The 20,565-nt window shown below is 65.6% G+C and carries 18 protein-coding genes; 12 read left to right on the top strand and 6 right to left on the bottom strand.

Annotation, left to right across the window (positions count from 1 at the left end; all coding sequences use genetic code 11):
- Positions 1-46: 46 nt before the first annotated feature.
- Positions 47-2,977, bottom strand: coding sequence for a M16 family metallopeptidase (locus tag BSY18_RS13995; RefSeq protein ID WP_054135696.1), 2,931 nt, complete (start codon positions 2,975-2,977; stop codon positions 47-49).
- 149 nt (positions 2,978-3,126) lie between these two features.
- Here BSY18_RS13995 and BSY18_RS13990 point away from each other — a divergent pair, with 149 nt between their 5' ends.
- From BSY18_RS13990 to BSY18_RS13935, 12 genes are all read left to right on the top strand, one after another.
- Positions 3,127-3,702 carry a NifU family protein gene (locus BSY18_RS13990; RefSeq protein WP_069050928.1) on the top strand — a complete coding sequence of 192 codons (576 nt, stop codon included), beginning with the start codon at positions 3,127-3,129 and terminating at the stop codon, positions 3,700-3,702.
- Between the two features lie 54 nt (positions 3,703-3,756).
- Entirely contained in the window at positions 3,757-4,356 is a 600-nt protein-coding gene (locus BSY18_RS13985) for a malonic semialdehyde reductase (RefSeq protein WP_069050927.1), read from the top strand.
- Between the two features lie 12 nt (positions 4,357-4,368).
- Entirely contained in the window at positions 4,369-5,031 is a 663-nt protein-coding gene (tsaB, locus tag BSY18_RS13980; RefSeq protein WP_069050926.1) for a tRNA (adenosine(37)-N6)-threonylcarbamoyltransferase complex dimerization subunit type 1 TsaB, read from the top strand.
- Positions 5,032-5,036: 5 nt separating this feature from the next.
- Positions 5,037-5,558 carry a GNAT family N-acetyltransferase gene (locus BSY18_RS13975; protein WP_236823519.1) on the top strand — a complete coding sequence of 174 codons (522 nt, stop codon included), beginning with the start codon at positions 5,037-5,039 and terminating at the stop codon, positions 5,556-5,558.
- Positions 5,559-5,728: 170 nt separating this feature from the next.
- A complete protein-coding gene (locus tag BSY18_RS13970; RefSeq protein WP_054135692.1) occupies positions 5,729-6,157 on the top strand; it encodes a MucR family transcriptional regulator in 429 nt (142 codons plus the stop codon).
- 157 nt (positions 6,158-6,314) lie between these two features.
- Positions 6,315-6,737: a Fur family transcriptional regulator gene (locus BSY18_RS13965; protein WP_054135691.1), complete on the top strand. Its 423-nt coding sequence runs from the start codon at positions 6,315-6,317 to the stop codon at positions 6,735-6,737.
- A gap of 6 nt (positions 6,738-6,743) precedes the next feature.
- Positions 6,744-7,583, top strand: a complete 840-nt coding sequence (locus BSY18_RS13960) for a lysophospholipid acyltransferase family protein (protein ID WP_054135690.1) — start codon at positions 6,744-6,746, stop codon at positions 7,581-7,583.
- Positions 7,584-7,594: 11 nt separating this feature from the next.
- Positions 7,595-8,980, top strand: a complete 1,386-nt coding sequence (miaB, locus tag BSY18_RS13955; protein WP_069050925.1) for a tRNA (N6-isopentenyl adenosine(37)-C2)-methylthiotransferase MiaB — start codon at positions 7,595-7,597, stop codon at positions 8,978-8,980.
- Positions 8,980-10,089, top strand: coding sequence for a PhoH family protein (locus tag BSY18_RS13950; protein ID WP_231684023.1), 1,110 nt, complete (start codon positions 8,980-8,982; stop codon positions 10,087-10,089). The genes miaB and BSY18_RS13950 overlap by 1 nt, the downstream gene beginning before the upstream one ends.
- A 76-nt stretch (positions 10,090-10,165) precedes the next feature.
- Complete coding sequence (ybeY, locus tag BSY18_RS13945; protein ID WP_069050924.1) at positions 10,166-10,660, top strand: rRNA maturation RNase YbeY; 495 nt, start codon at positions 10,166-10,168, stop codon at positions 10,658-10,660.
- A gap of 63 nt (positions 10,661-10,723) precedes the next feature.
- Positions 10,724-11,653, top strand: coding sequence for a hemolysin family protein (locus tag BSY18_RS13940; RefSeq protein ID WP_069050923.1), 930 nt, complete (start codon positions 10,724-10,726; stop codon positions 11,651-11,653).
- 56 nt (positions 11,654-11,709) lie between these two features.
- On the top strand, positions 11,710-12,891 hold the full coding sequence (locus tag BSY18_RS13935; RefSeq protein ID WP_069050922.1) for a glycosyltransferase family 4 protein: 1,182 nt from the start codon (positions 11,710-11,712) through the stop codon (positions 12,889-12,891).
- A gap of 56 nt (positions 12,892-12,947) precedes the next feature.
- On the opposite strand, the gene BSY18_RS13930 is transcribed toward BSY18_RS13935, so the two are convergent.
- From BSY18_RS13930 to BSY18_RS13910, 5 genes are all read right to left on the bottom strand, one after another.
- Positions 12,948-14,273, bottom strand: coding sequence for a cystathionine gamma-synthase family protein (locus BSY18_RS13930; protein WP_054135685.1), 1,326 nt, complete (start codon positions 14,271-14,273; stop codon positions 12,948-12,950).
- A 70-nt stretch (positions 14,274-14,343) separates the two neighbouring features.
- Positions 14,344-15,747 (bottom strand): SLC13 family permease, encoded by a 1,404-nt coding sequence (locus tag BSY18_RS13925; protein ID WP_069050921.1) that lies wholly within the window; start codon positions 15,745-15,747, stop codon positions 14,344-14,346.
- Positions 15,748-15,898: 151 nt separating this feature from the next.
- The gene (gene pgeF / locus BSY18_RS13920; RefSeq protein ID WP_069050920.1) at positions 15,899-16,672 is read right to left on the bottom strand and encodes a peptidoglycan editing factor PgeF; all 774 of its coding nucleotides are present in this window, start codon (positions 16,670-16,672) and stop codon (positions 15,899-15,901) included.
- A 200-nt stretch (positions 16,673-16,872) separates the two neighbouring features.
- On the bottom strand, positions 16,873-19,506 hold the full coding sequence (gene pepN / locus BSY18_RS13915; protein ID WP_069050919.1) for an aminopeptidase N: 2,634 nt from the start codon (positions 19,504-19,506) through the stop codon (positions 16,873-16,875).
- An 80-nt stretch (positions 19,507-19,586) separates the two neighbouring features.
- A complete protein-coding gene (locus BSY18_RS13910; RefSeq protein ID WP_069050918.1) occupies positions 19,587-20,552 on the bottom strand; it encodes an L-threonylcarbamoyladenylate synthase in 966 nt (321 codons plus the stop codon).
- Positions 20,553-20,565: the final 13 nt, after the last annotated feature.

Raw genomic sequence — 20,565 nt, 5'->3', positions numbered from 1 at the left:
CCCGCCGGGGCGTTCTTGCGTCTGGACGTCTGGTTTCGGTCTGACCTCAGCGACCCGTGGGTGCGGGCGCCTCCTCGGGCAGGACCACGAACGACCATGCCTTGTCCTTGACCAGATATTTCGCGGCCAGCGCCTGCATCCTTTCGGGCGTGGTCACGGTGTAGTCCGGCAGGATCGTGCGCAGCGCAGAGATCCGGCGCGGATCGCGGGTCGCGCCTTGCAGCTGGTTGAGCCAGAAATTGTTGCCGGTGCTGGCCCGCGACACCAGCTGCCGCAGCGGTTCGGTCGCCCGGGACAGCTCGTCGGCGCTCACCGGCGTGGCGGCAAGGTCTGCTGCGATCGAGTTGGCGATGTCGAAGAACTTGCCGACATTTTCGGGCGCAAGCTGTCCGATCACGCCGACATAACCGCCCTTGTCGAATGCGATCGGCCAGTTGTTGAGCACCTGCGGAGCGTAGCTTGCCCCTGCCTGCGCGCGCAGCTGATCGAACAGGCGGCTGTTGAAGATCGCGGTCAGGATCTCGAGCTGGCGGCTTTCCTGGACATCGATGATGCCGCCGCCGGTCGGCCAGCCGAGGAACGCCGCCGCCTGATCGGGCGCACCTTCATGCCGCACCACGACGGGCTCTGCGGTGGGGGCGGGGAAGGTAAGCGAATCGGCACCGCTCACCACCGGAACCGCTGCGCGCGGGGGCAGAGCGCCAAAGGTCTTCTCGAGCGCGGCGAGTGCCTCGGCCTTTTCGAAATCGCCGAACAGCAGCACCTCGATCGGTCCCTGCGCGAGCAGGGGTTCCCAGGTGGCGCGGAACGCCTCGGGGGTCAGCGCGGCGGCATCCTGCGGGCTCGGCACCTTCCAGCGCGGATCGCGGTTGCGGGTGAGATAGCTCAGATCGCGCTCGAGCACCGTCTGCGGCGACATCGAGAAGCTGCGATAGGCCAGCTCGGTCCCCGCCTTGGCGCGGCGCACCGGGTTGGGGTCCCAGCGCGGCGCGGCAAGCTTGGCAGCGAGCAGCTTGAGCTGGTCGGCCAGATCACTCCGGCGGGTGTCGGCGGAGAAGGCGAACGCGTCGTTCTCGATCTCGAAGCCGAAGCCGATGCGGCGGCCGTTGGTCAGCCGGTCGAGCCCTTCCTGCCCGATCTCGCCGACGCCGCTGGCGACCAGCGCGGCCTGGCCCGCCCAGGCGAGCGAAGGCTTGTCGGCGGGGAAGGCCTGATAGCCGTTGCCGAAGCGGACCTTGACCATGATCTTGGAGACTTCGGCATCATTGGGATAGAGGATGGCCTTCACGCCGTTCGACAGCTCGACCATCTCGATGCCCAGCATCCTCAGATCGGTGACTTGGGTCACCTTCCCCGGCGCGCCGAGGTCGGGCAGATCATCGAAGGTCACCGCTGCGGCCGCCAGCCTGGCGCTGGCATCGGCGGTCACGTCGCGGGTGAGCGCGGTGTTGAGCAGCTTTTCGGCTTCGGGCACGGCCTGGGGCGAGATCAGGATCGCACGCGTGGTAACTCCGCTGAACAGCCGCTGGGTCGCCTCGAGCAGCCGCTCGGGGGTGTACATCGCGGTCATCCCGCGGAACACGTCGAGCGCGGTCTGCGGAGCGGCGATGGTTTCGCGGATATCGACTGCGCCGATGATGTCGTCGGCCTGCTTGGAACCGGCCTCGGTCTCGGCGCTTTCGACACGCACCGCGAGCGCGGCGTCGAACTCGGCCATTTCGCGGGCGATCTCTTCGGGCGTGGGCGCGGTGGTGGTGGCGTCGGCCAGCACGCCGCGCACATCGGCAAGCGCAGCCTGCCAGTCATCGCCGATCGGCACGATCGAGACGAACGTGCCGTCGACCGAGCGGCTGACGTCCTCGGCGTTCACCTGCGCTTGCAGGAAGCTGCCGCCGCCCCGCGCGCGGCCTTCCAGCCGCCGGTTGATCAACTGGGTCGCGACCAGGTCGATGAGCAGTTGCTGGTTATAGGCGATCGTGTCGTTGACCGGCTTCCACGGCCGCAGGATTCCCATGCTCACCAGATAGGGAAAGCCCGGCTCGACCATGGCGCGCGCCACGGGCTTTGCCGGGTCCGGCGCGCCGAAGCCGGGATAGGGGGCCTGCTTGCCCTTGACCTTCCAGTCACCGTAATGCGTCTTGATCAGCGCCTCGAGCGTTGCGGGCTCGACATCGCCTGCGATCACGATGACCGTGTTCTCGGGCCGGTACCAGCGTTCGTGGAAGGCGCGCACCGCTGGCGATGTCGCCGCGTTCAGCGTCTCGGGCTTGCCGATCGGCGAGCGTTCGGCAAGCTTCTGCCCGGCGAAGAACAATTGGCGCGTGGCATCGCCGACGCGCACCTGCGCGCCCGAACGCTCGCGCAGCTCGGCCATCACCACCGGCACCTCGGCGGTCACTGCCTCTGCGGTCAGCCCTGGCTCGCGGATCATGCCCGACAGGATCTTCATGCTCTCGTCCAGCCCGGCGGGCGTCGCGGCGGGCAGGTCGAGCTTGTAGACGGTGTGGGTGGGCGTGGTCTCGGCGTTGCTGTCGCTGCCGAAGCTTGCACCCAGCCGCTGCCAGATGCGAATTGCCTCGCCATCGGGGACATATTTGGACCCGCGGAAGGTCAGATGCTCGAGCAGATGGGCAAAGCCCTGCTCGGCATCGGTCTCCATCATCGATCCGGCATCGATCCGGACGCGGATGGAAACCTGGCCCGGCGGAACCCCGTTGCGGCGCACCGCATAGCGCACGCCGTTGCTCAGCTCGCCAAAGGTCCATTCCTTGTCGACCGGCACGTTGCTGCCACGGTAAAGCCAGGGCGTCTTTTCACCGGGTTCCAGATTTGGCGGCCGCAGCGGCTTGCCATTTTCGTCGGTGCCGCTGGCCACGGGCTCGCCCGGCAGCTGGGCCACTAAAGGCGCGGAAAGAACCAGGGAAAGCGCCGCCAGCGCAGCGGCCACGCGCGCAGGGCGCATCAGGGGAAAGGTCATGCGGCAATGTATAGGCAGCGCAATTCTGACTGGCCAGTGAATATGCGGCAGATGGTCTGCGCAATCCGGGCCGAATGCGGCGCCGGGGCTGGGCGGCTGAAAGAAAAACTGCCTTGCGAAGCGCGGGCCGCTGCCCCAGATACCGTGGCATGCTGATAGAAACCGAAACCACCCCGAACCCCGCCACGCTCAAGTTCCTTCCGGGCCGCAAGGTCATGGACATGGGAACCCGCGATTTCGCCTCGCCCGAAGAGGCCGTGGCCTCGCCATTGGCAGAGGCGCTGTTTGGCCTTGGCGATGTGACCGGCGTGTTCTTCGGCCACAACTTCATTTCGGTCACCGCAGGGCCGGGGACCGACTGGTCCAGCCTCAAGGGCGATGTGCTTTCGGTGCTGCTCGATCATTTCTCGGCGGACATGCCGCTGTTCCGCGCAGCAACCGCAGCCGGGATTGCGGTGCCGGCGGAAGATTCCGATTGGCCGAGCAATCCCGAGGACGAGGACATCGTCGCGCAGATCAAGGAACTGATCGAGACGCGCGTCCGCCCCGCGGTCGCCAATGATGGCGGCGACATCCTTTATCGCGGGTTCGACAAGGGCGTAGTCTATCTGCAGATGCAGGGCGCCTGTTCGGGCTGCCCGTCGTCCAGCGCGACGCTCAAGCACGGCATCGAATCGCTGCTCAAGCATTATGTGCCCGAGGTGATCGAGGTCCGCGCCGCCTGACGCGCGTCTGCCGATCATCCTCCCCTAACGCCTGCAACAAGGATTTCGGATTTCATGACTGCACCGCTCGACGACAGCGCGCTCGACCAGCTTTTCCGCACCGCGCGGACCTATAACGGCTATACCGACCAGAGCGTTTCGACCGAGCAGCTGCATGCCATCTGGGATCTGATGAAGATGGGGCCGACATCGGCCAACATGCTGCCCTCGCGGCTGGTGTGGTGCGTGTCGGACGAGGCCAAGCGCAAGCTCGCGGCGTGCTGCATGGAGGCGAACGCCACCAAGATCATGGCAGCGCCGGTCTCGGTGATCATCGGCATGGACCTCGAATTTTACGAACTGCTGCCCGAGCTTTTCCCGCACACCGATGCGCGCAGCTGGTTCATCGGCGAGGGCAAGGAGCAGTTCCGCCGCGACTCCGCGCTGCGCAACTCGTCGCTGCAGGGTGCCTATTTCATCATGGCGGCGCGCGCGCTGGGGCTCGACACCGGTCCGATGTCCGGTTTCGACAATGCCGCAGTCGATGCCGCGTTCTTTGCCGATCAGCCCAATGTGAAGTCGAACTTCATTTCGACGCTTGGCTACGGCGATCCGTCGACGATTTTCGGCCGCAGCCCGCGCCCCGGTTTTGACCGCTTCAACACAATCGGCTAGCGCGGATCGGGTATGGCACCCGAACCCGATACCCTTCTCGTCATCGACACCGCCACCGAGGCATGCTCGGTCGCGCTGTTCGACCGCGGGGCGCTGATCGCCTTCGACCATGCGGTGATGGGTCGCGGCCATGCCGAAAGGCTGGTGCCAATGATCGCGCGGCTGCCTGGCAAGGGCCGCGCCGCAGCGGTTCTGGTCAACTGCGGGCCGGGTAGCTTTACCGGTGTCAGAGTGGGGCTCGCCGCCGCGCGCGCGCTGGGCCTCGCGTGGAACGTGCCGGTCAGCGGCTATTCCACGCTGTCTCTGGTCGCCGCGATGGCGCTGGCAGAAGCCGCCGATGGCGCAGGGGTCGATGTGGCGATGACCGGCGGGCATGGGGAATATTTCGTCCAGGGCTTCGATGCCCGGGGTGTCGCGACCGGCGCGCTGGCCTCGCTGACGCCGGACGCTGCGGCGGCTGCCTGCACCCGCATGCATGTCGCAGGATCGATGGCGCAGGCGCTGGTCGCCGCGCGCGGTTTCGGCACGGCGCAGCCGCTGCTGCCCGATGCACGGTCCGCGCTGCTGCTCGCGCCCGACGCGCGCACGCTGGCGGCCGATCCGGTCTATGGACGCGGCGCGGATGCCAAGCCGATGGCGGTCCAGCCGCCTGCCCCCGCAGCCGCACCGGTTTGAGCGTGATGGCCGGGGCCCGCAGCCCAGATGCTGATCCGCCACCGTATCAGCTGATTTCCGGCCTCGCGGCCGACACCGCGGTCGGGCCGATCATGCAGGTCATGCAGGCGGCGTTCGATCCGGTCTATGGCGAGGCATGGAACCACAGCCAGACCCGCTCGATGCTGGCGATGCCGCTGACGCACACGATCGTCGCTGAAATTCTTCCGCGCCCGCCCGAAGCGCAGCCCGGTGAGCCGATCGGTTTTTCGATGTCGCGTCGCATCGGGGACGAGGAAGAACTTTTGCTGATTGCGGTTATACCAGAATGGCGTCAATTTGGGGCTGGTTCTTCGCTTCTCACCCAAGTGATTGAAAATGCGAAAGATGCAGGCGTTGGCCGGATTTTTCTCGAGATGCGAAGCAACAATCCTGCCAGTCATCTTTACCATAAATTTGGTTTCACTCAGGTCGGTCTGCGCAAGAATTACTATAAGGGCGCCGATTCTAAGCTTTATGATGCACTGACACTTGCCCTGACACTATAAGTAGTTGCGCAAATTATCGGTTCCTTATCATGTTACATTTGCCAATCGAGTGGCGCTGACTGGCAACAATGACATTGACGCCAGCAGTCTGTTCTTGCATACCGCGCCCGTCCGGACATAGTGTCGGATTAAGGGTCGTTAATCAAAATATAGAAACGGGATCATTCATTATGGCGGACACCGAATTTGAAATGCACGAAACGCTGATCACGCTTACAGCAGACATTGTGGCTGCACATGTCAGCAACAACAGCGTTGCCGTGTCAGACATTCCTACCCTTATCGAAAACGTCCACCGTGCGCTCAATGGCCTGTCGCCGTCTGAAGTGGTGGCCGAAGTCGAGCGTCCCGAACCTGCGGTATCGGTGCGCGCCTCGATCAAGCCCGACTATATCGTGTGCCTGGAAGACGGCAAAAAGCTCAAGATGCTCAAGCGCCATCTGATGACCCATTACAACATGACCCCGGACGAATATCGCGCGCGCTGGAACCTGCCCGCCGATTACCCGATGGTCGCACCGAATTACGCCGCCACCCGCCGCGAACTGGCCAAGAAGATTGGTCTGGGCCGCAAGCCGGGCAAGCGTCCGGTAAAATAACCGCTCGCGCCGCGCCGCCACCGCTGGCGGTTGCAATTGCTGCGATGCACGATAAATTGGCTGGCAGGCGCGGTATCGTCCGCGTCGGCCAGTCACGGTGCTGCCTTAGTGCGCAGCAGGTCTGGTTTGGACCATCAACGGCAGTCAAAGGGGCAGCATGCGCCAGAAAATCGACCTGGAGGCGCTGTGCGCCGATCGCGGCCTGCGGATCACGGATCAGCGGCGCGTGATCGCTCGCGTCCTGTCCGAAGCCGATGATCATCCCGATGTCGAGCGGTTGCACGAACGCGCCTCCGCCATCGACCCGCGCATCTCGATCGCCACCGTCTATCGCACGGTGCGGCTGTTCGAAGAGGCGGGCATCCTCGACCGCCACGATTTCGGCGACGGCCGTGCGCGTTACGAAGCTGCGCCCGAGGCGCATCACGACCATCTGATCGATGTCGAGACCGGCAAGGTGATCGAATTCGTCGATCCGGAGCTTGAAGCGCTGCAGAAACTGATCGCCGAAAAGCTGGGCTATCGGCTGGTCGATCACCGGATGGAACTGTACGGCGTCTCGATCGACCGCAAAGACTGACCGCGTATGAGCGAGGCTCTTGCGGCCCCCGCGCCTCCGCCGCCGCTGTATCCCGATACGCCCGACATGGCGCATCTGCACTGGCGTGATCCCGGGCCGATCGGCCGGGTGCGGCTGGCGCTGAGGGCAGGGCTGATCGTGGTGGCGCTGGTGGTGATGGTTCCGCTCTATTACATCTGGCGCACGCTGAGGCTCTCCAATCCCTGGCCCAAATTGTTCCTGCGCACCGTCGGCCGTGCCTGCGGCGCGCGGGTGAAGATCGTCGGGACACCGCTCAAGCGCGATGTGTTCTACATCGCCAACCATCTGAGCTGGCTCGACATCCCGGTCATCGCCGGACGCAACGGCAGCGCTTTCGTGGCGCAGGACGGCATCAAGAGCTGGCCGGTGGTCGGCTGGCTGTGCAAGCTCAACGACACCGTGTTCGTCTCGCGCAGCAACCGCATGGGGATTGCCGGGCAGATCAACGAACTGCGCGATGCGCTGAGCGAGACCTGGGCGATCACGATCTTCCCCGAAGGCACCACCACCGATGGCAGCAGCCTGCTGCCGTTCAAGTCGCCGCTGCTGCAGGTGCTCGATCCGCCGCCGCCGGGCGTGATGGTTCAGCCGATGTACCTCGATTACGGCGCGTCGGCGCATGACATCGCCTGGGTGGGGGAAGAGACCGCGCCCAACAACGCGCTGCGGCTGTTCACCCGCAAGGGCAGCTTCGAGGTCACGCTGCATTTCCTGGAGCCGTTCAGCCCCGCCGATTTCCCCGGGCGCAAGGCGATCGCAGCCGAGGCGCGGGTGCGCATCGAGTCGGCGCTTTCTGCTTCCTTGGGCCGCATTCCGGCTGTATAGCGGCTGTATCCATGAGCCAATCCACCGATACACTTGTGCCCCCGTCTTCCGTGCCTGATGCGGAAGGCGGACCCCGCCGCTATTTCGTCACCTCGTTCGGCTGCCAGATGAACGTCTATGACGGCGAGCGGATGGGCGAGATGCTAAGCGCGCAGGGAATGCAGGCCGCAGAGCAGCGCGAGGATGCCGATCTGGTGATCCTCAACACCTGCCACATCCGCGAGAAGGCAGTGGCGCGAGTCTATTCGGATATCGGTCGGTTGAAGCGCGAAGACGGTTCCAAGCCGATGATCGCGGTCGCAGGCTGTGTGGCGCAGGCCGAGGGCGAGGAAATCGCCCGGCGTGCACCGACCGTCGACATCGTCGTCGGGCCGCAGGCCTATCACCGCCTGCCGCAATTGATCGAGCAGGCGCGCAGCACCCGGAAAACGGCGGTCGACACCGACATGCCTGCGGTCACCAAATTCAGTGCGCTGCCCGGACGCGCCCGCCAGCCGCGCCCTTCCGCCTTCCTCACCGTGCAGGAAGGCTGCGACAAGTTTTGCACCTATTGCGTGGTGCCCTATACCCGCGGTGCCGAAATCAGCCGCCCGTTCGCTGATCTGGTCGACGAGGCCAAGGCGCTGGTCGATGGCGGGGTGAAGGAAATCACCCTGCTCGGCCAGAACGTCAACGCCTGGACGGGCGATGATGCCAGCGGCCGCAGCCAGGGGCTCGAAGGGCTGATCGAGGTGCTGGCCGCGATGCCCGGGCTGGAGCGGATCCGCTACACCACCAGCCATCCCAACGACATGACCGACGGCCTGATCGCCGCGCATCGCGATATCGACAAGCTGATGCCCTATCTGCATCTGCCGGTGCAGTCGGGCTCGGATCGCATCCTCAAGGCGATGAACCGCAGCCACAATGCGGCGAGCTATCTGGCGATCATCGACAAGGTGCGGGCCGCACGGCCCGATATCGCGCTTTCGGGTGACTTTATCGTCGGCTTCCCCGGCGAGACCGAGGCGGACTTCCAGGCGACGCTCGATATCGTGCGCGCCGCCAATTACGCGCAGGCCTACAGCTTCAAATATTCATCGCGCCCCGGCACGCCCGCTGCCGACATGGAGGATCAGATCAGCCCCGAGATCATGGACGAGCGGTTGCAGCGCCTGCAGTCATTGCTGGGCGAGCAGCAACAGGCCTTCAACCAGACCACCCTCGGCCAGCGCACGCGCGTGCTGCTCGAACGCGAGGGCCGCAAGCCGGGTCAGCTGGTCGGCAAGTCGCCCTGGCTGCAATCGGTGCATGTCGTGGCGCCCGGCGCCGGGATCGGCGATCTGATCGATGTCGAACTTGTCTCCGCCGGGCCCAACAGCCTCGAGGGCCAGGCCCTTGCGCTGGTGACCGCCTGATGGCGCGCAAGCAGGGCGGCAGCAGCGGCGGCGACCGGCGCGGCGGCGATGGCGGCAAGTTTCGCGGCAAGCCCGAACCGCAGAGCGCCAGGCTCTCCCCGGTCTATGGCACCGATTTCCCGTTCAACCGGCCCGAACCCGCCAACAAGGCGCGGATCGGGGTGGAATTCGATGAGCCGACATTGCTCGGCCCTCTGTTCGGCCAGTTCGACAAGAACCTCGTCGCGATCGAGAACAGGCTTGGCGTCTATATCGCTGCACGCGGCAACCGCATCCAGATCGAGGGCGAGGCCGAAAGCGCGGCGCGCGCGCGCGACGTGCTGGTAGGGCTGCACAAAAGGATCGAGCAAGGTTTGGATATCGATGAAGGCGCGGTCGAGGCGCTGATCAGCATGTCGGCTGAGCCGACGCTCGAAGGCATTGTGCGCTCCGAGGTGGCAGAACCGCCCGGCATCATGATCCGCACGCGCAAGAAGACCATCGTGCCGCGTTCGGCGACGCAGACCGAGTACATGAAATCCTTGGTACGCGACGACATCATCTTCGCACTGGGCCCGGCGGGCACCGGCAAGACCTATCTGGCGGTGGCGCAGGCGGTCAGCCAGCTGATCACCGGCAGCGTCAACCGGCTGATCCTGTCGCGCCCCGCGGTCGAGGCGGGCGAGCGGCTGGGCTTCCTGCCCGGCGACATGAAGGAGAAGGTCGATCCGTACCTTCGCCCGCTCTACGACGCGCTCTACGACACGCTGCCTGCCGAACAGGTCGAGCGGCGGATCGCCAGCGGCGAGATCGAGATCGCCCCGCTGGCGTTCATGCGCGGCCGGACGCTGGCTGACAGCTTCATCATCCTTGACGAGGCGCAGAACACCACCCCTGCGCAGATGAAGATGTTCCTGACCCGTTTCGGCATGAACAGCCGGATGGTGATCTGCGGCGACCCCAAGCAGGTCGATCTTCCCGGCGGCGTCGGCGCGTCTGGCCTTGCCGATGCGGTGAGCCGGCTCGAGGGCGTGCAGGGCATCGGCACGGTGCGCTTCACCGCCGCCGACGTGGTCCGCCACCCGATCGTCGGCCGAATCGTGGAGGCCTATGAGGGCAAGGATGCGTGAGGCTCGCATCACGCGGTCCCCATCATCTAGCCCGTCACCCCTGCGTTTGCCGGAATGACGGGACGGGCTTGATTCCATGATCGAAACCGAAACCTCCACCGATCCGCTGTGGCCGTCGGACACCGACTGGGAGGCGCTGGCCACCCGCGCCGTTGCCGCAGCCCTCGCGGTCAGCCCCTATGGCAGCCTCGCCGATGCGCGGTTCACCGTCTCGGTGAGCGTGCATTTCGGAACCGATGATGAGGTCCACGCGCTCAACCGCGACTATCGCGGCAAGGACAAGCCGACCAACGTGCTGTCCTTCCCGATGCTGGAACCAGATATGCTGGGGGCGCTGGCCAACACCGACGATGGCGAGGTCCTGCTCGGCGACATCATGCTCGCCTTCCAGACCTGCGCCAGCGAGGCTGCGGAGAAGGGCATCACGGTCGCGGCCCACGCCACCCATCTGATCGCGCATGGCGCGCTGCATCTGGTGGGCTATGACCATATCGAGGAAGCCGGTGCGGTGCATATGGAGGAGCTGGAAGTGAAAGCCCTTGCCAATCTGGGGTTGGACAATCCATATTGACGCAGCGTAATTGCGTGGCGCTTTCCCAAAACAACCAAGAGCGGGGTTAAGATACAGCCAGTCATGGCAGACGGAGACAGTAATGGCGGCGGTAAATCCGCTGCGAACGACGAGGGCACGGGGCGAATTTGGCGGGGTCTGAAGGCCCTGCTGTTCGGAGAAAGCCACGACCAGTCGTTGCGCGCCCAGCTCGAAGAGGCCATCGACGAGCATGAGGATGATGACGATGGCGACGGAGCTTCCGCCAAGGGAGACCTGTCCCGCGTCGAGCGCGAGATGCTGCGCAACCTGCTGCACTTCAGCGAGCACGACGTCGACGATGTCGCGGTGCCGCGCAGCGACATCATCGCCATCGACAAGCATGCCAGCTTCGATGCGCTGGTCCAGATATTTGCCGAACACGGCCACAGCCGTGTACCGGTGTACGAAGGTTCGCTCGATCACATCGTCGGCATGGTCCATATCAAGGACGTCTTCCCGATCATCGCCACCGATGGTCCGCGGCCCGACACCTGGGACAATCTGATCCGCCAGCCGCGCTTCGTTCCCGAAACCATGGGCGTGCTCGATCTGCTTGCCGAAATGCGCCAGACGCGCACGCACCTTGCCATTGTCATCGACGAATATTCGGGCACCGAGGGGCTCGTGACGATTGAGGATCTGGTCGAGGAAATCGTCGGCGACATCGAGGATGAGCACGACGACGAGCCCGAGACCCTGGTGACCCGCAGCGAGGACGGCAGCTGGGACGCGGATGCCCGCGCCGAGCTCGACGATGTCGCCAAGCTGATCGATTCCGCGCTGGGCGAGATCGACGAGGATGTCGACACGCTGGGCGGGCTGGCTTTCATCCTGGCGGGCGAGGTGCCCGCGCCCGGACGCATCCTAGACCATGAAAGCGGCTGGCGGCTGGAGATCGTCGATGGCGACGAACGCCGGGTCACGCGCATCCGCCTGCTGCCGCCGGTCGAACAGGCCGTGGCAGAGGCGTGAGCGGCGGCCCACGCGCTCTGGCTTTTCGGTCGGCGCGCGCCTAAGGCGGGGCGATCATGGATATTTCCGATCTTCGCATAGCGCTGTTCAGCGGCAACTACAATTACGTGCGCGATGGCGCCAACCAGGCGCTCAACCGGCTGGTGGGCTGGCTGCTCGACCATGGCGCGGCGGTGCGTGTCTATTCGCCCACCACCAAGACCCCGGCGTTCGAGCCTGCGGGCGATCTGGTGAGCCTGCCCTCGCTGCCGATCCCGGGGCGCAGCGAATATCGCGTCACCACGTTGCTGCCGCCGTCGATCAAGAAGGACCTCAACCGCTTCGCGCCCAACATCGTGCATGTCTCCAGCCCGGACAGCGCCGGGCACAGCGCGGTGCGCTGGGCGCAGAAGCACAACCTGCCGGTGCTGGGGTCGGTGCACACCCGGTTCGAGACCTATCCGCGCTATTACAACATGGCGTTTCTGGAGCCGGTGCTCGAGGCGATCCTGCGCCGCCTGTACCGCAAGTGCGACGCCATCGTCGCGCCGTCCGATTCGATGGCGCAGGTGCTGCGCGAACAGCGGATGAGCTATGATGTCGGCATCTGGTCGCGCGGCGTCGACAAGCACATCTTCAACCCGCAAGTGCGCGACATGGACTGGCGCCGCAGCCTGGGGTTGAAGGACGATGTCCCGGTGATCGGCTTTCTCGGACGGCTGGTGATGGAAAAGGGCCTCGATGTGTTCTCAGACACCATCGACCGGCTGATCCGCCGCAACGTGCCGCATCAGGTGCTGGTGGTGGGCGAGGGGCCAGCGCGCGGCTGGTTCGAATCGCGGCTTCCCGGCGCGGTGTTCGCAGGCTTTCAGGGCGGGGCGGATCTGGGCCGTGCGGTCGCCAGCATGGATCTGTTCTTCAACCCCTCGATCACCGAGACCTTCGGCAACGTGACGCTTGAGGCCATGGCGTGCGGATTGCCCGTGGTCGCCGCGCGCGCGACCGGCAGCGAAAGCCTGGTCGAGCATGGCGTGACCGGCCAGTTGGTGCGCCCAGGGGCCACGGTGGAATTCGCCGATGCGCTGCAGGCCTATTGCGGCAATCCCGAACTGCGCCACGCGCATGGCATGGCCGGTGTTCGGCGCAGCGAGAAATACAGCTGGGACCGGATCAACGGCGGACTGGCCGCGACCTATATCCGCCTGATCCGCCAACGCCAGGCGGGAAGCGGCGGCGTTCCCTACCGCGCCATCCGCTAGAAATTGGCCGCTGAAAGCTGTCCGGCCCCCGGACACGCCGAGGGCCGGACACACGATCACACCGCTTCGAGCGCCTGTTCGAAATCGGCGATCAGGTCGTCGGGGTCTTCCACGCCGATCGAGATGCGCACCAGATTGTCGGTGATCCCCAGCGCCGCCTTGCGCGCATCGGGCACCGAAAGGTGGGTCATCGCCGCAGGGTGGCTGGCGAGCGTCTCGGTGCCGCCCAGGCTGACGGCCAGCTTGGCGATCACCATCGAATCGAGGAAGCGGAAGCTCTCGGCCTCACCGCCCTTGATGAACAGCGAGAAGGTCGATCCCGCGCCCGAGCAATGCCGGTCGAAGATGTCCTGCTGGCGCGCATCGTGGATCATGCCCAGATAGCCGAGGCCATCGACCTTGGGGTGTTGCGCGAGGAATTCGCAGACCTTTGCCGCGTTCTCGCCTGCGCGGTTCATGCGCAGCTCGACCGTTTCGAGCGACCGCATCAGCATCCAGGCGGTGTTGGGATCGCAGATCGTGCCGATGGTGTTGCGCAGCGCGCGCACCGGATCCATCCACTTCTTGGGGCCCGAAAGGCCGCCTGCGACCAGATCGCTGTGCCCACCGACATATTTGGTGAGGCTGTAGACGACGATGTCCGCGCCATGGTGCAAAGGCTGCTGCCACAGCGGACCCAGGAAGGTGTTGTCGATCGCGATCGGGGTCGGGGTCTCGCCGCCCAGCACCGCGTCGCGCGAGGCTGCCACCGCCTCGATATCGACCAGCGCATTGGTCGGGTTGGCGGGGCTTTCCAGATAGATCATCGCGACGCGGCCGCCCTGCCTGGTCGCCATGTCCTTCGCCTGTTCCATCACCATGTCGATTTCCTCGCGGGTCGCGCCTGCGGGGAAGTCGAGATAGGTGATGCCGAAGCGCGACAGGATGCGCGCGATCATCGTCTCGGTCGCGGCATAGAGCGGGCCCGAGTGCACGATGACATCGTTGTTGCTGCAATAAGCGAGCAGCAGCGTCGCGATGGCCGACATGCCGCTGGAGAAGACCAGCGAATCTTCGGCATCGTCCCAGATGCTCAGCCGATCTTCGAGAATCTCCTGGTTGGGGCCGTTGAAGCGCGAATAGACGAGGCCCTCGGCGCCGCCGGGACGCTTGCCGGTCAGCCCCTCGAAATGGCGCTTGCCCGCCGCCGCATTTTCGAACGCGAAGGTCGAGGTGAGGAAGATAGGGGCTTTCAGCGATCCTTCGGAGAGCACCGGGTCGAAGCCATGGCCCATCATCAATGTAGCGGGCTTGAGTTTGCGACCACCCAGAGTGGCCACCTTGGGCTTGGGCTTGCGGCGCGGGGTGGGGGTGGTGATCGGCTTGATCGGAGTGTCGGTCATGATTGGGTTCCTGCGGTCTGGGCGGGGCTTTGGCCCGTCCCTTGTTCTGCCGCCATCTATGCCCGAGCGCTCAACTGATTACAAAGGAAACCACCCAGATCGTGCCGACCATGAGGGGAACGCCTGCGATATCGAGCATCAGTCCGGCCTTCAGCTGGCGCGGCAGCGAGATATTGCCGCTGGCCCAGGCGATGGCGTTGGGACCTGTGCCCGAGGGCAGCATGAAGCCCCAGCTCGCCGCCATCGCCACCGGCATCGCCAGCAGCACCGGATCGACCCCCAGGGTCACGATCAGCGCCGCGACCACCGGCATCACCCCGCTCGCTGTGGCGACATTGCTGGCAAACTCGGTGACCAGCACGACCAAAGCGGTCAGCGCGAGTGCAATGACGATCAGCGGCACGCCCGCCAGCGGCTCGAGCGCGGTGCCGATCCAGCTGTCCAGCCCCGACGCGCCGATCCCCGCCGCGAGCGCCAGCCCGCCGCCGAACATCATGATCACGTCCCACGGCGCGCGATTGGCCTCCTTCCACACCAGCATCGGGCGACCGGTGCCATCGGGCAGGATGAACAAAGCAATCCCTGCAATCACCGCGATCGTTCCGTCGGTGAGCGCGCCTGCAGGCAGCATGTCGCTGAACCAGGGCTGCAGGATCCACGCGACCACCACCAAGACGATCACCGGCACCAGCCGCCGCTCGGAAACGCTCCACTGGTCCTGCCGGGCGATCGCGCTGCGCGCGGCATCGACATCGAAGGGGTGGCGGCTGAGCTTCTGCACACGGGCAAGGATATAGGCTGCGATCGGCACCGAAAGGATCACGATCGGCATGCCGTACGCCGCCCATTCGGCAAAGCCGATCTGCAGGCCGGTGGTCTTCTCGAGCAGACCTGCGGCAATCGCATTGGTCGGCGATCCGACCAAGGTGCCAAGGCCACCGATCGACGCGGCAAAGGCGATGCCCATCATCAGCGCGCCGGGAAGCCCCTCGGTCTCGCCCTCAGGCACATTGCCCGCGAGCAGCACCGCGCTGGCGATCGGCACCATGATCAGGGTGGTCGAGGTGTTCGAGATCAGCAGCGAAAGCGTCGCGGTCGCGATCATGAACGCGAACAGCAGTTGCGCCGAGGTGTGCCCCGATCGGTTGACGATCGCGAGTGCGAGCCTCTTGTGTAGCCCCACCCGCTCGATCGCCAGCGCCAGAAACGCGCCGCCCAGGATCAGGAACAGGATCGGCGAGTAATATTCCGCCGCGATGTCGTTGGCGCTCATCACCCCGGTCAGCGGCAGCACCACGAACGGCAGCAGTGCGGTGACGGTCAGGGGCGCGACCTGCGTCATCCACCATGCCGCCATCCACCACACCAGCCCCGCGGTGCTCCACGCCTGCGGTTCCATCCCGCCCGGCGCCGGCGTGACAAGGGTCAGCGCGAAACCCGCGATGCCGATGATGAGGCCCCAGATGTTGGTCAATGCGAACGTGTTCCCTCTTGTCTTCCCTCCCGCTTGCGGGAGGGGCAGGTTCAGCTTGCAGAACCGGGGTGGGCCTGAAAAGGCAAGACTGCAGCCCCACCCCGGCTTCGCCTTCGGCTCTGCCACCCCTCCCGCGAGCGGGAGGGGAGAGTCAGGATCGCAACCCGATCGCCCCCATCTGCCGGCCATAGTCCGGCTCGCCACGATGTGTCGCGCGGCGGAAGCTGTAATAGCTGTCCGCGTCCGAATAGGTGTCCACCCCGCTCACATGCACCGTGCCGATGCCGCACCCGGCGAGCCTTGCAGCGATAAAGCCCTCGAGATCGAACTGGTAGTGATCGGGCCTGCCTTCGCGGAAGAAGCGCTCGTTCTCGGGATCGGCCTCGCAGAAACGGACATAGAAGCCGCTATCGACCTCATAGCTTTTCTGCTGGATGCATGGGCCGATCGCCGCGACGATGCGCGTCCGGTCCGCGCCGAGCTTTTCCATCGCGGCGACCGTCGCCTCGCCGACCCCGGCGAATGCCCCCTTCCAGCCCGAATGCGCCGCGCCGATGATCTGCGCCGGCTCGTCCGCGAACAGGATCGGCGGGCAATCCGCACCCAGCACGCCCAGCAGCAATCCGGGCCGGTCGGTGACCATCGCGTCGGCTTTGGGGCGGTCATCGATGGGGATCGCTGCGTTGACGCGGATGACATCGGCGCTGTGCACCTGATGCAGCGTCACCAAAGCCGCACCGGGCAAGATCGCCTCTGTCGCCAGCCTGCGGTTTTGCGCCACCGCTGCCGGATCATCGTCCGACCCCAGGCCGACGTTCAGCCCCGCGACCAGCCCGGTCGAAACGCCGCCGCGCCGCCCGGTGAAGCCGTGCGCTATTGCACCGAGGGCAGGCGAGGTGAGGAGGGGGAGGTCAGTATTGGTCAAGATGCGTTTCCCGTTACCCCTCTCCCGTGGAGGGAGAGGGCTGCGCAGACTTATGAGCGCAGCGAATTAGTCGAAGCTGGGTGAGGGCAGGGCGGCTATAGAGCAACCGCCCGTCACCCTCATCCAACTGCGCCTAGCATCTCCTTCGACAAGCTCAGGATCTGCAAGGCTTCGTATCCTTCTCCCACCGGGAGAAGGACCTATTCAAGGCTCTTCACCACCTGTTCCGTCGTGTCCTTCGAAAGCCCTGGCTGCGCGAGGATTCGCTCGAGGCACCCGCGCATCTTTGCCGCCCGATCCTCGTCGAACCGCCGCCAGCGACCCAAAGGTGCGATGAAGCGCGCGGTGGTCTGCGGGTTGATCGGGTCCAGCCGCAGGATGAGGTCCGTCAGCAGCTCATAGCCGCGTCCGCTGGCATGATGGAACGCCGCCTGGTTTGAGACGAACGGCCAGTAGAGCGCGCGCACCCGGTTGGGGTTGGTCAGCGTGAAATCCTTGTGCCGGATAAGCTCGAGCGTCTGCTCGTACACCTTGGCGTGCGACGAGCCGGTCTGCAGCGAGAACCATTTGTCGATGACCAGCGCATTGCCCTGATAGCGGTTATAGAAGCTGTCGAGCGCGGTCTCGCGTTCGTCGCAGGCCATGCTCGCCAGCACCATCGTCGCGCCCTGCCGGTCGGTCATGTTATCGGCCTGCGCGAACTGGCCAAAGGCGATGGTCGCGGCATCGGCGGCTTCGGCCGAGGCGATATAGCCCAAGGCCAGCGACTTGATCTTGCGCGCGCCGCGCGCCTCGCGGCTAAGCGAATAGGGCACAGCCGAGGCGCGTTCGTGCACGATCCGCCATTGGTCGATCAGCCGCGTCCCGATCGCCTTGCGCAGGGCGCGGCGCGCATCATGGATCGCCTCGGGGCGCACGATCAGCATCTGCTCGCCCAGGAACGCCTCGGTGGGCAGGCTCAGGATCTCGGTGCGCATCGAATCGTCGAGCCTTTGGTCGCTGACCAGATCGCCGAACACCGACAATATGTCCTCAAGCGCCGCGGCGCGCTCGGCTGCGGCGCCCTCTTCGCCGATATCCGCGATCAGACGGTCGATCACCAATTGCTGCAGCGCTTCATAGCGGGCGAACGGATCGTCATCGTGGCGCACCAGAAACAACAGGTCGCCGCTGCGCCGCGCGACATCCATCGTCACCGGCGCGGAAAAGCCGCGGTTGATCGAGAGCACCGGCGGGCGGGCAAAGCCGGTAAAGGTCACGCTCTGCTCGCTCTGGGTAAGCATCACCAGCTGCTCGCCGCGATGCGCCTTCATGTCGCGATCGATCAGCGCGGTGCGCAGCGGGATCGGCATCAGCGGCTTGTCCTGCTGGCCTGGGGTGGGCGAGAATTGCTGGCGCAGATGCAGCGTTGCGGTGGCGCTGTCGGCATCATGTTCGAGCCGCGCCTGCACCTGCGGGGTGCCCGCCTGTTCGTACCAGCGGCGGAACTGGCCAAGGTCGAGCCCCGCACCATCTTCCATCGCCCGGACGAACTGTTCGCAGGTCGCAGCTTCCCCATCGTGCCGCGCGAAATACAGGTCGCAGCCCGCACGGAAGCGCTCTGCCCCCGCCATCGTGGCCATCATGCGGATGACTTCGGCGCCCTTGTTGTAGATCGTCGAGGTATAGAAGTTGCTGATCTCCATATAGCTGTCGGGTCGGATCGGGTGCGCGAGCGGCCCTGCATCTTCGGGAAACTGCGTCGCGCGCAGCATCCTTACGTCCTCGATCCGCTTGACCGCTTCCGATCCCATATCGGCGGAGAAGCACTGATCGCGATAGACGGTAAAGCCCTCTTTCAGGCTCAGCTGGAACCAGTCGCGGCAGGTGACTCGGTTGCCCGACCAATTGTGGAAATACTCGTGCGCCACCACGCCCTCGATGGCGTCGTAATCATAATCGGTCGCGGTATCGGGATCGGCCAGGATGTAGCGCGAGTTGAAGATGTTGAGGCCCTTGTTCTCCATCGCCCCCATATTGAAATCGCTGACCGCAACGATGTTGAACACCGGCAGGTCGTATTCCAGGCCATAGACGCGCTCGTCCCATTCCATCGAGGCCTTGAGCGCCTGCATCGCATGCGCGGTGCGGCCCTCGTCGCCCTCGCGGACATAGATCGCAAGGTCGACCGGCGCACCGCTCCTGGTGGTGAAATGGTCGCGTGTTGCCACCAGATCGCCCGCGACCAATGCGAACAGATAGCTCGGCTTGGGGTGCGGATCGTGCCAGCGGGCGTAGTGGCGCCCGTCTTCGAGATCGCCGGCATCGACCAGCGCCCCGTTGGCGAGCAGCACCGGGAAGCGGGCCTTGTCGGCGCGCAGCAGCACCTCGTACACCGCCATGTTGTCGGGCCGGTCGACGAACGGGATGATCCGGCGGAAGCCCTCGGCCTCGCACTGGGTGCACAGCATGCCGTTCGAGGCGAACAGACCCATCAGCTGGGTATTGGTATCAGGCGCGATCTGCGTGGTGAGGTGCACGGTGGCGCGGGGGGCGGAGACATCGACCGCGATCCCGTCGCCCTCGTGCCGCCAGTTGGCTGCCACCCCATCCACGCTGATCGAGCCGGGCAGCGCGCCGTCGCAGTCCAGCCGCAGCGGCCGCTCGTGATCGCCATTGCGCTCGATCTGCAGCGTTGCGGACACCTGGGTGGCGGACAGATCGAGGTCGAATTCGAGCGCGACCGTCTTCACCCACCAGTCGGGCGGCTGGTAATCGGCGCGGCGGATGACCGCGGGTTCGGCCGGGGCCTGAAGCGATGCCGGAGTGGCGGTTGCGGGTTGGATGTCTGCCATGGCCGCAACCCTAATGCCCGGCGCAGGCCGCGTCACGCCGTTTTCGGGGCGCGCGGTGTTTGCCCCGGCAGGCGCAGGACCTAGGCGGCCGCGCGGCGCAACCGGTCGTTGATCGCAGCGCCCATGCCGTCGCCCGGCACCGGCGCCACCGCGATGCGCAGCCGGGGTGAGGCATCGGCGCGATGCAGTGCGGCATAGAGGTTCGCCGCCGCCTCGGCGAGATCGCCGGCTGCAGACAGCGTGTCGTCGCCCTGAACCTCGCCAAAGCCGATCAGCCATTCGTCCGGCCCGGCCTGCGCCGCGCCCAATCGCACGGGCTTGCTCGGCGCATAATGGCTGGCGAGCTGTCCGGGCGCCTCGATCGCGTGATCGGTCAGCGGCAGCGGGGCCTCGCCCAGCAGCGCAGCGATTTCAGCGGGGTCGATCGGGCCCGGGCGCAGCAGCTGCCAGCCTGCCGCGGCGCCCCCAAGGTTGCGCAGCGCAACTATCGTCGATTCCAGCCCTGCGGTGCACGGTCCGCCATCCAGGATCAGAGGAACGGCATCGCCCAGGCTTGCTGCGACATGCGCCGCGGTGGTCGGGCTTATCCCCCCGCTTCGGTTGGCCGAGGGCGCGGCGAGCAACATGCCGCCAGCGGTCAGCACGCCGCGCATCACCGGGTGCGCCGGGCAGCGCAGCGCGATGGTCGGCAGGCCGGCGGTCACCGCAGGCGCAATCGGTGCGTCGTCCGCCAGCGGCAGGACCAATGTCAGCGGACCCGGCCAGAAGGCTTGGCCAAGTTTTTCTGCACGCTCGTCGAAAAAGGCGAGGCGCCGCGCGGCGTCCATATCCGGCACGTGCACGATCAGCGGGTTGAAATCGGGCCTGCCCTTGGTGCGATAGATCGCCGCTACGGCATCGGCGCGCGCGGCATCCGCGGCGAGGCCATAGACCGTTTCGGTGGGCAGCGCGACCGGACGGCCTTCGCGCAGGATCGCCACCGCTCGGCCGATCGCGGCGTCGTCGGCGGGCATGATCTGCGTGTCTGAAGGCTTGGAAGCGGGCATGTTGGTGCCTATA

The organism is Blastomonas sp. RAC04, assembly GCF_001713435.1.
Taxonomy (GTDB): domain Bacteria; phylum Pseudomonadota; class Alphaproteobacteria; order Sphingomonadales; family Sphingomonadaceae; genus Blastomonas; species Blastomonas fulva.
Note: the sequence above shows the minus strand (reverse complement) of the source record. Positions and strands in the feature narration are given on the sequence as shown.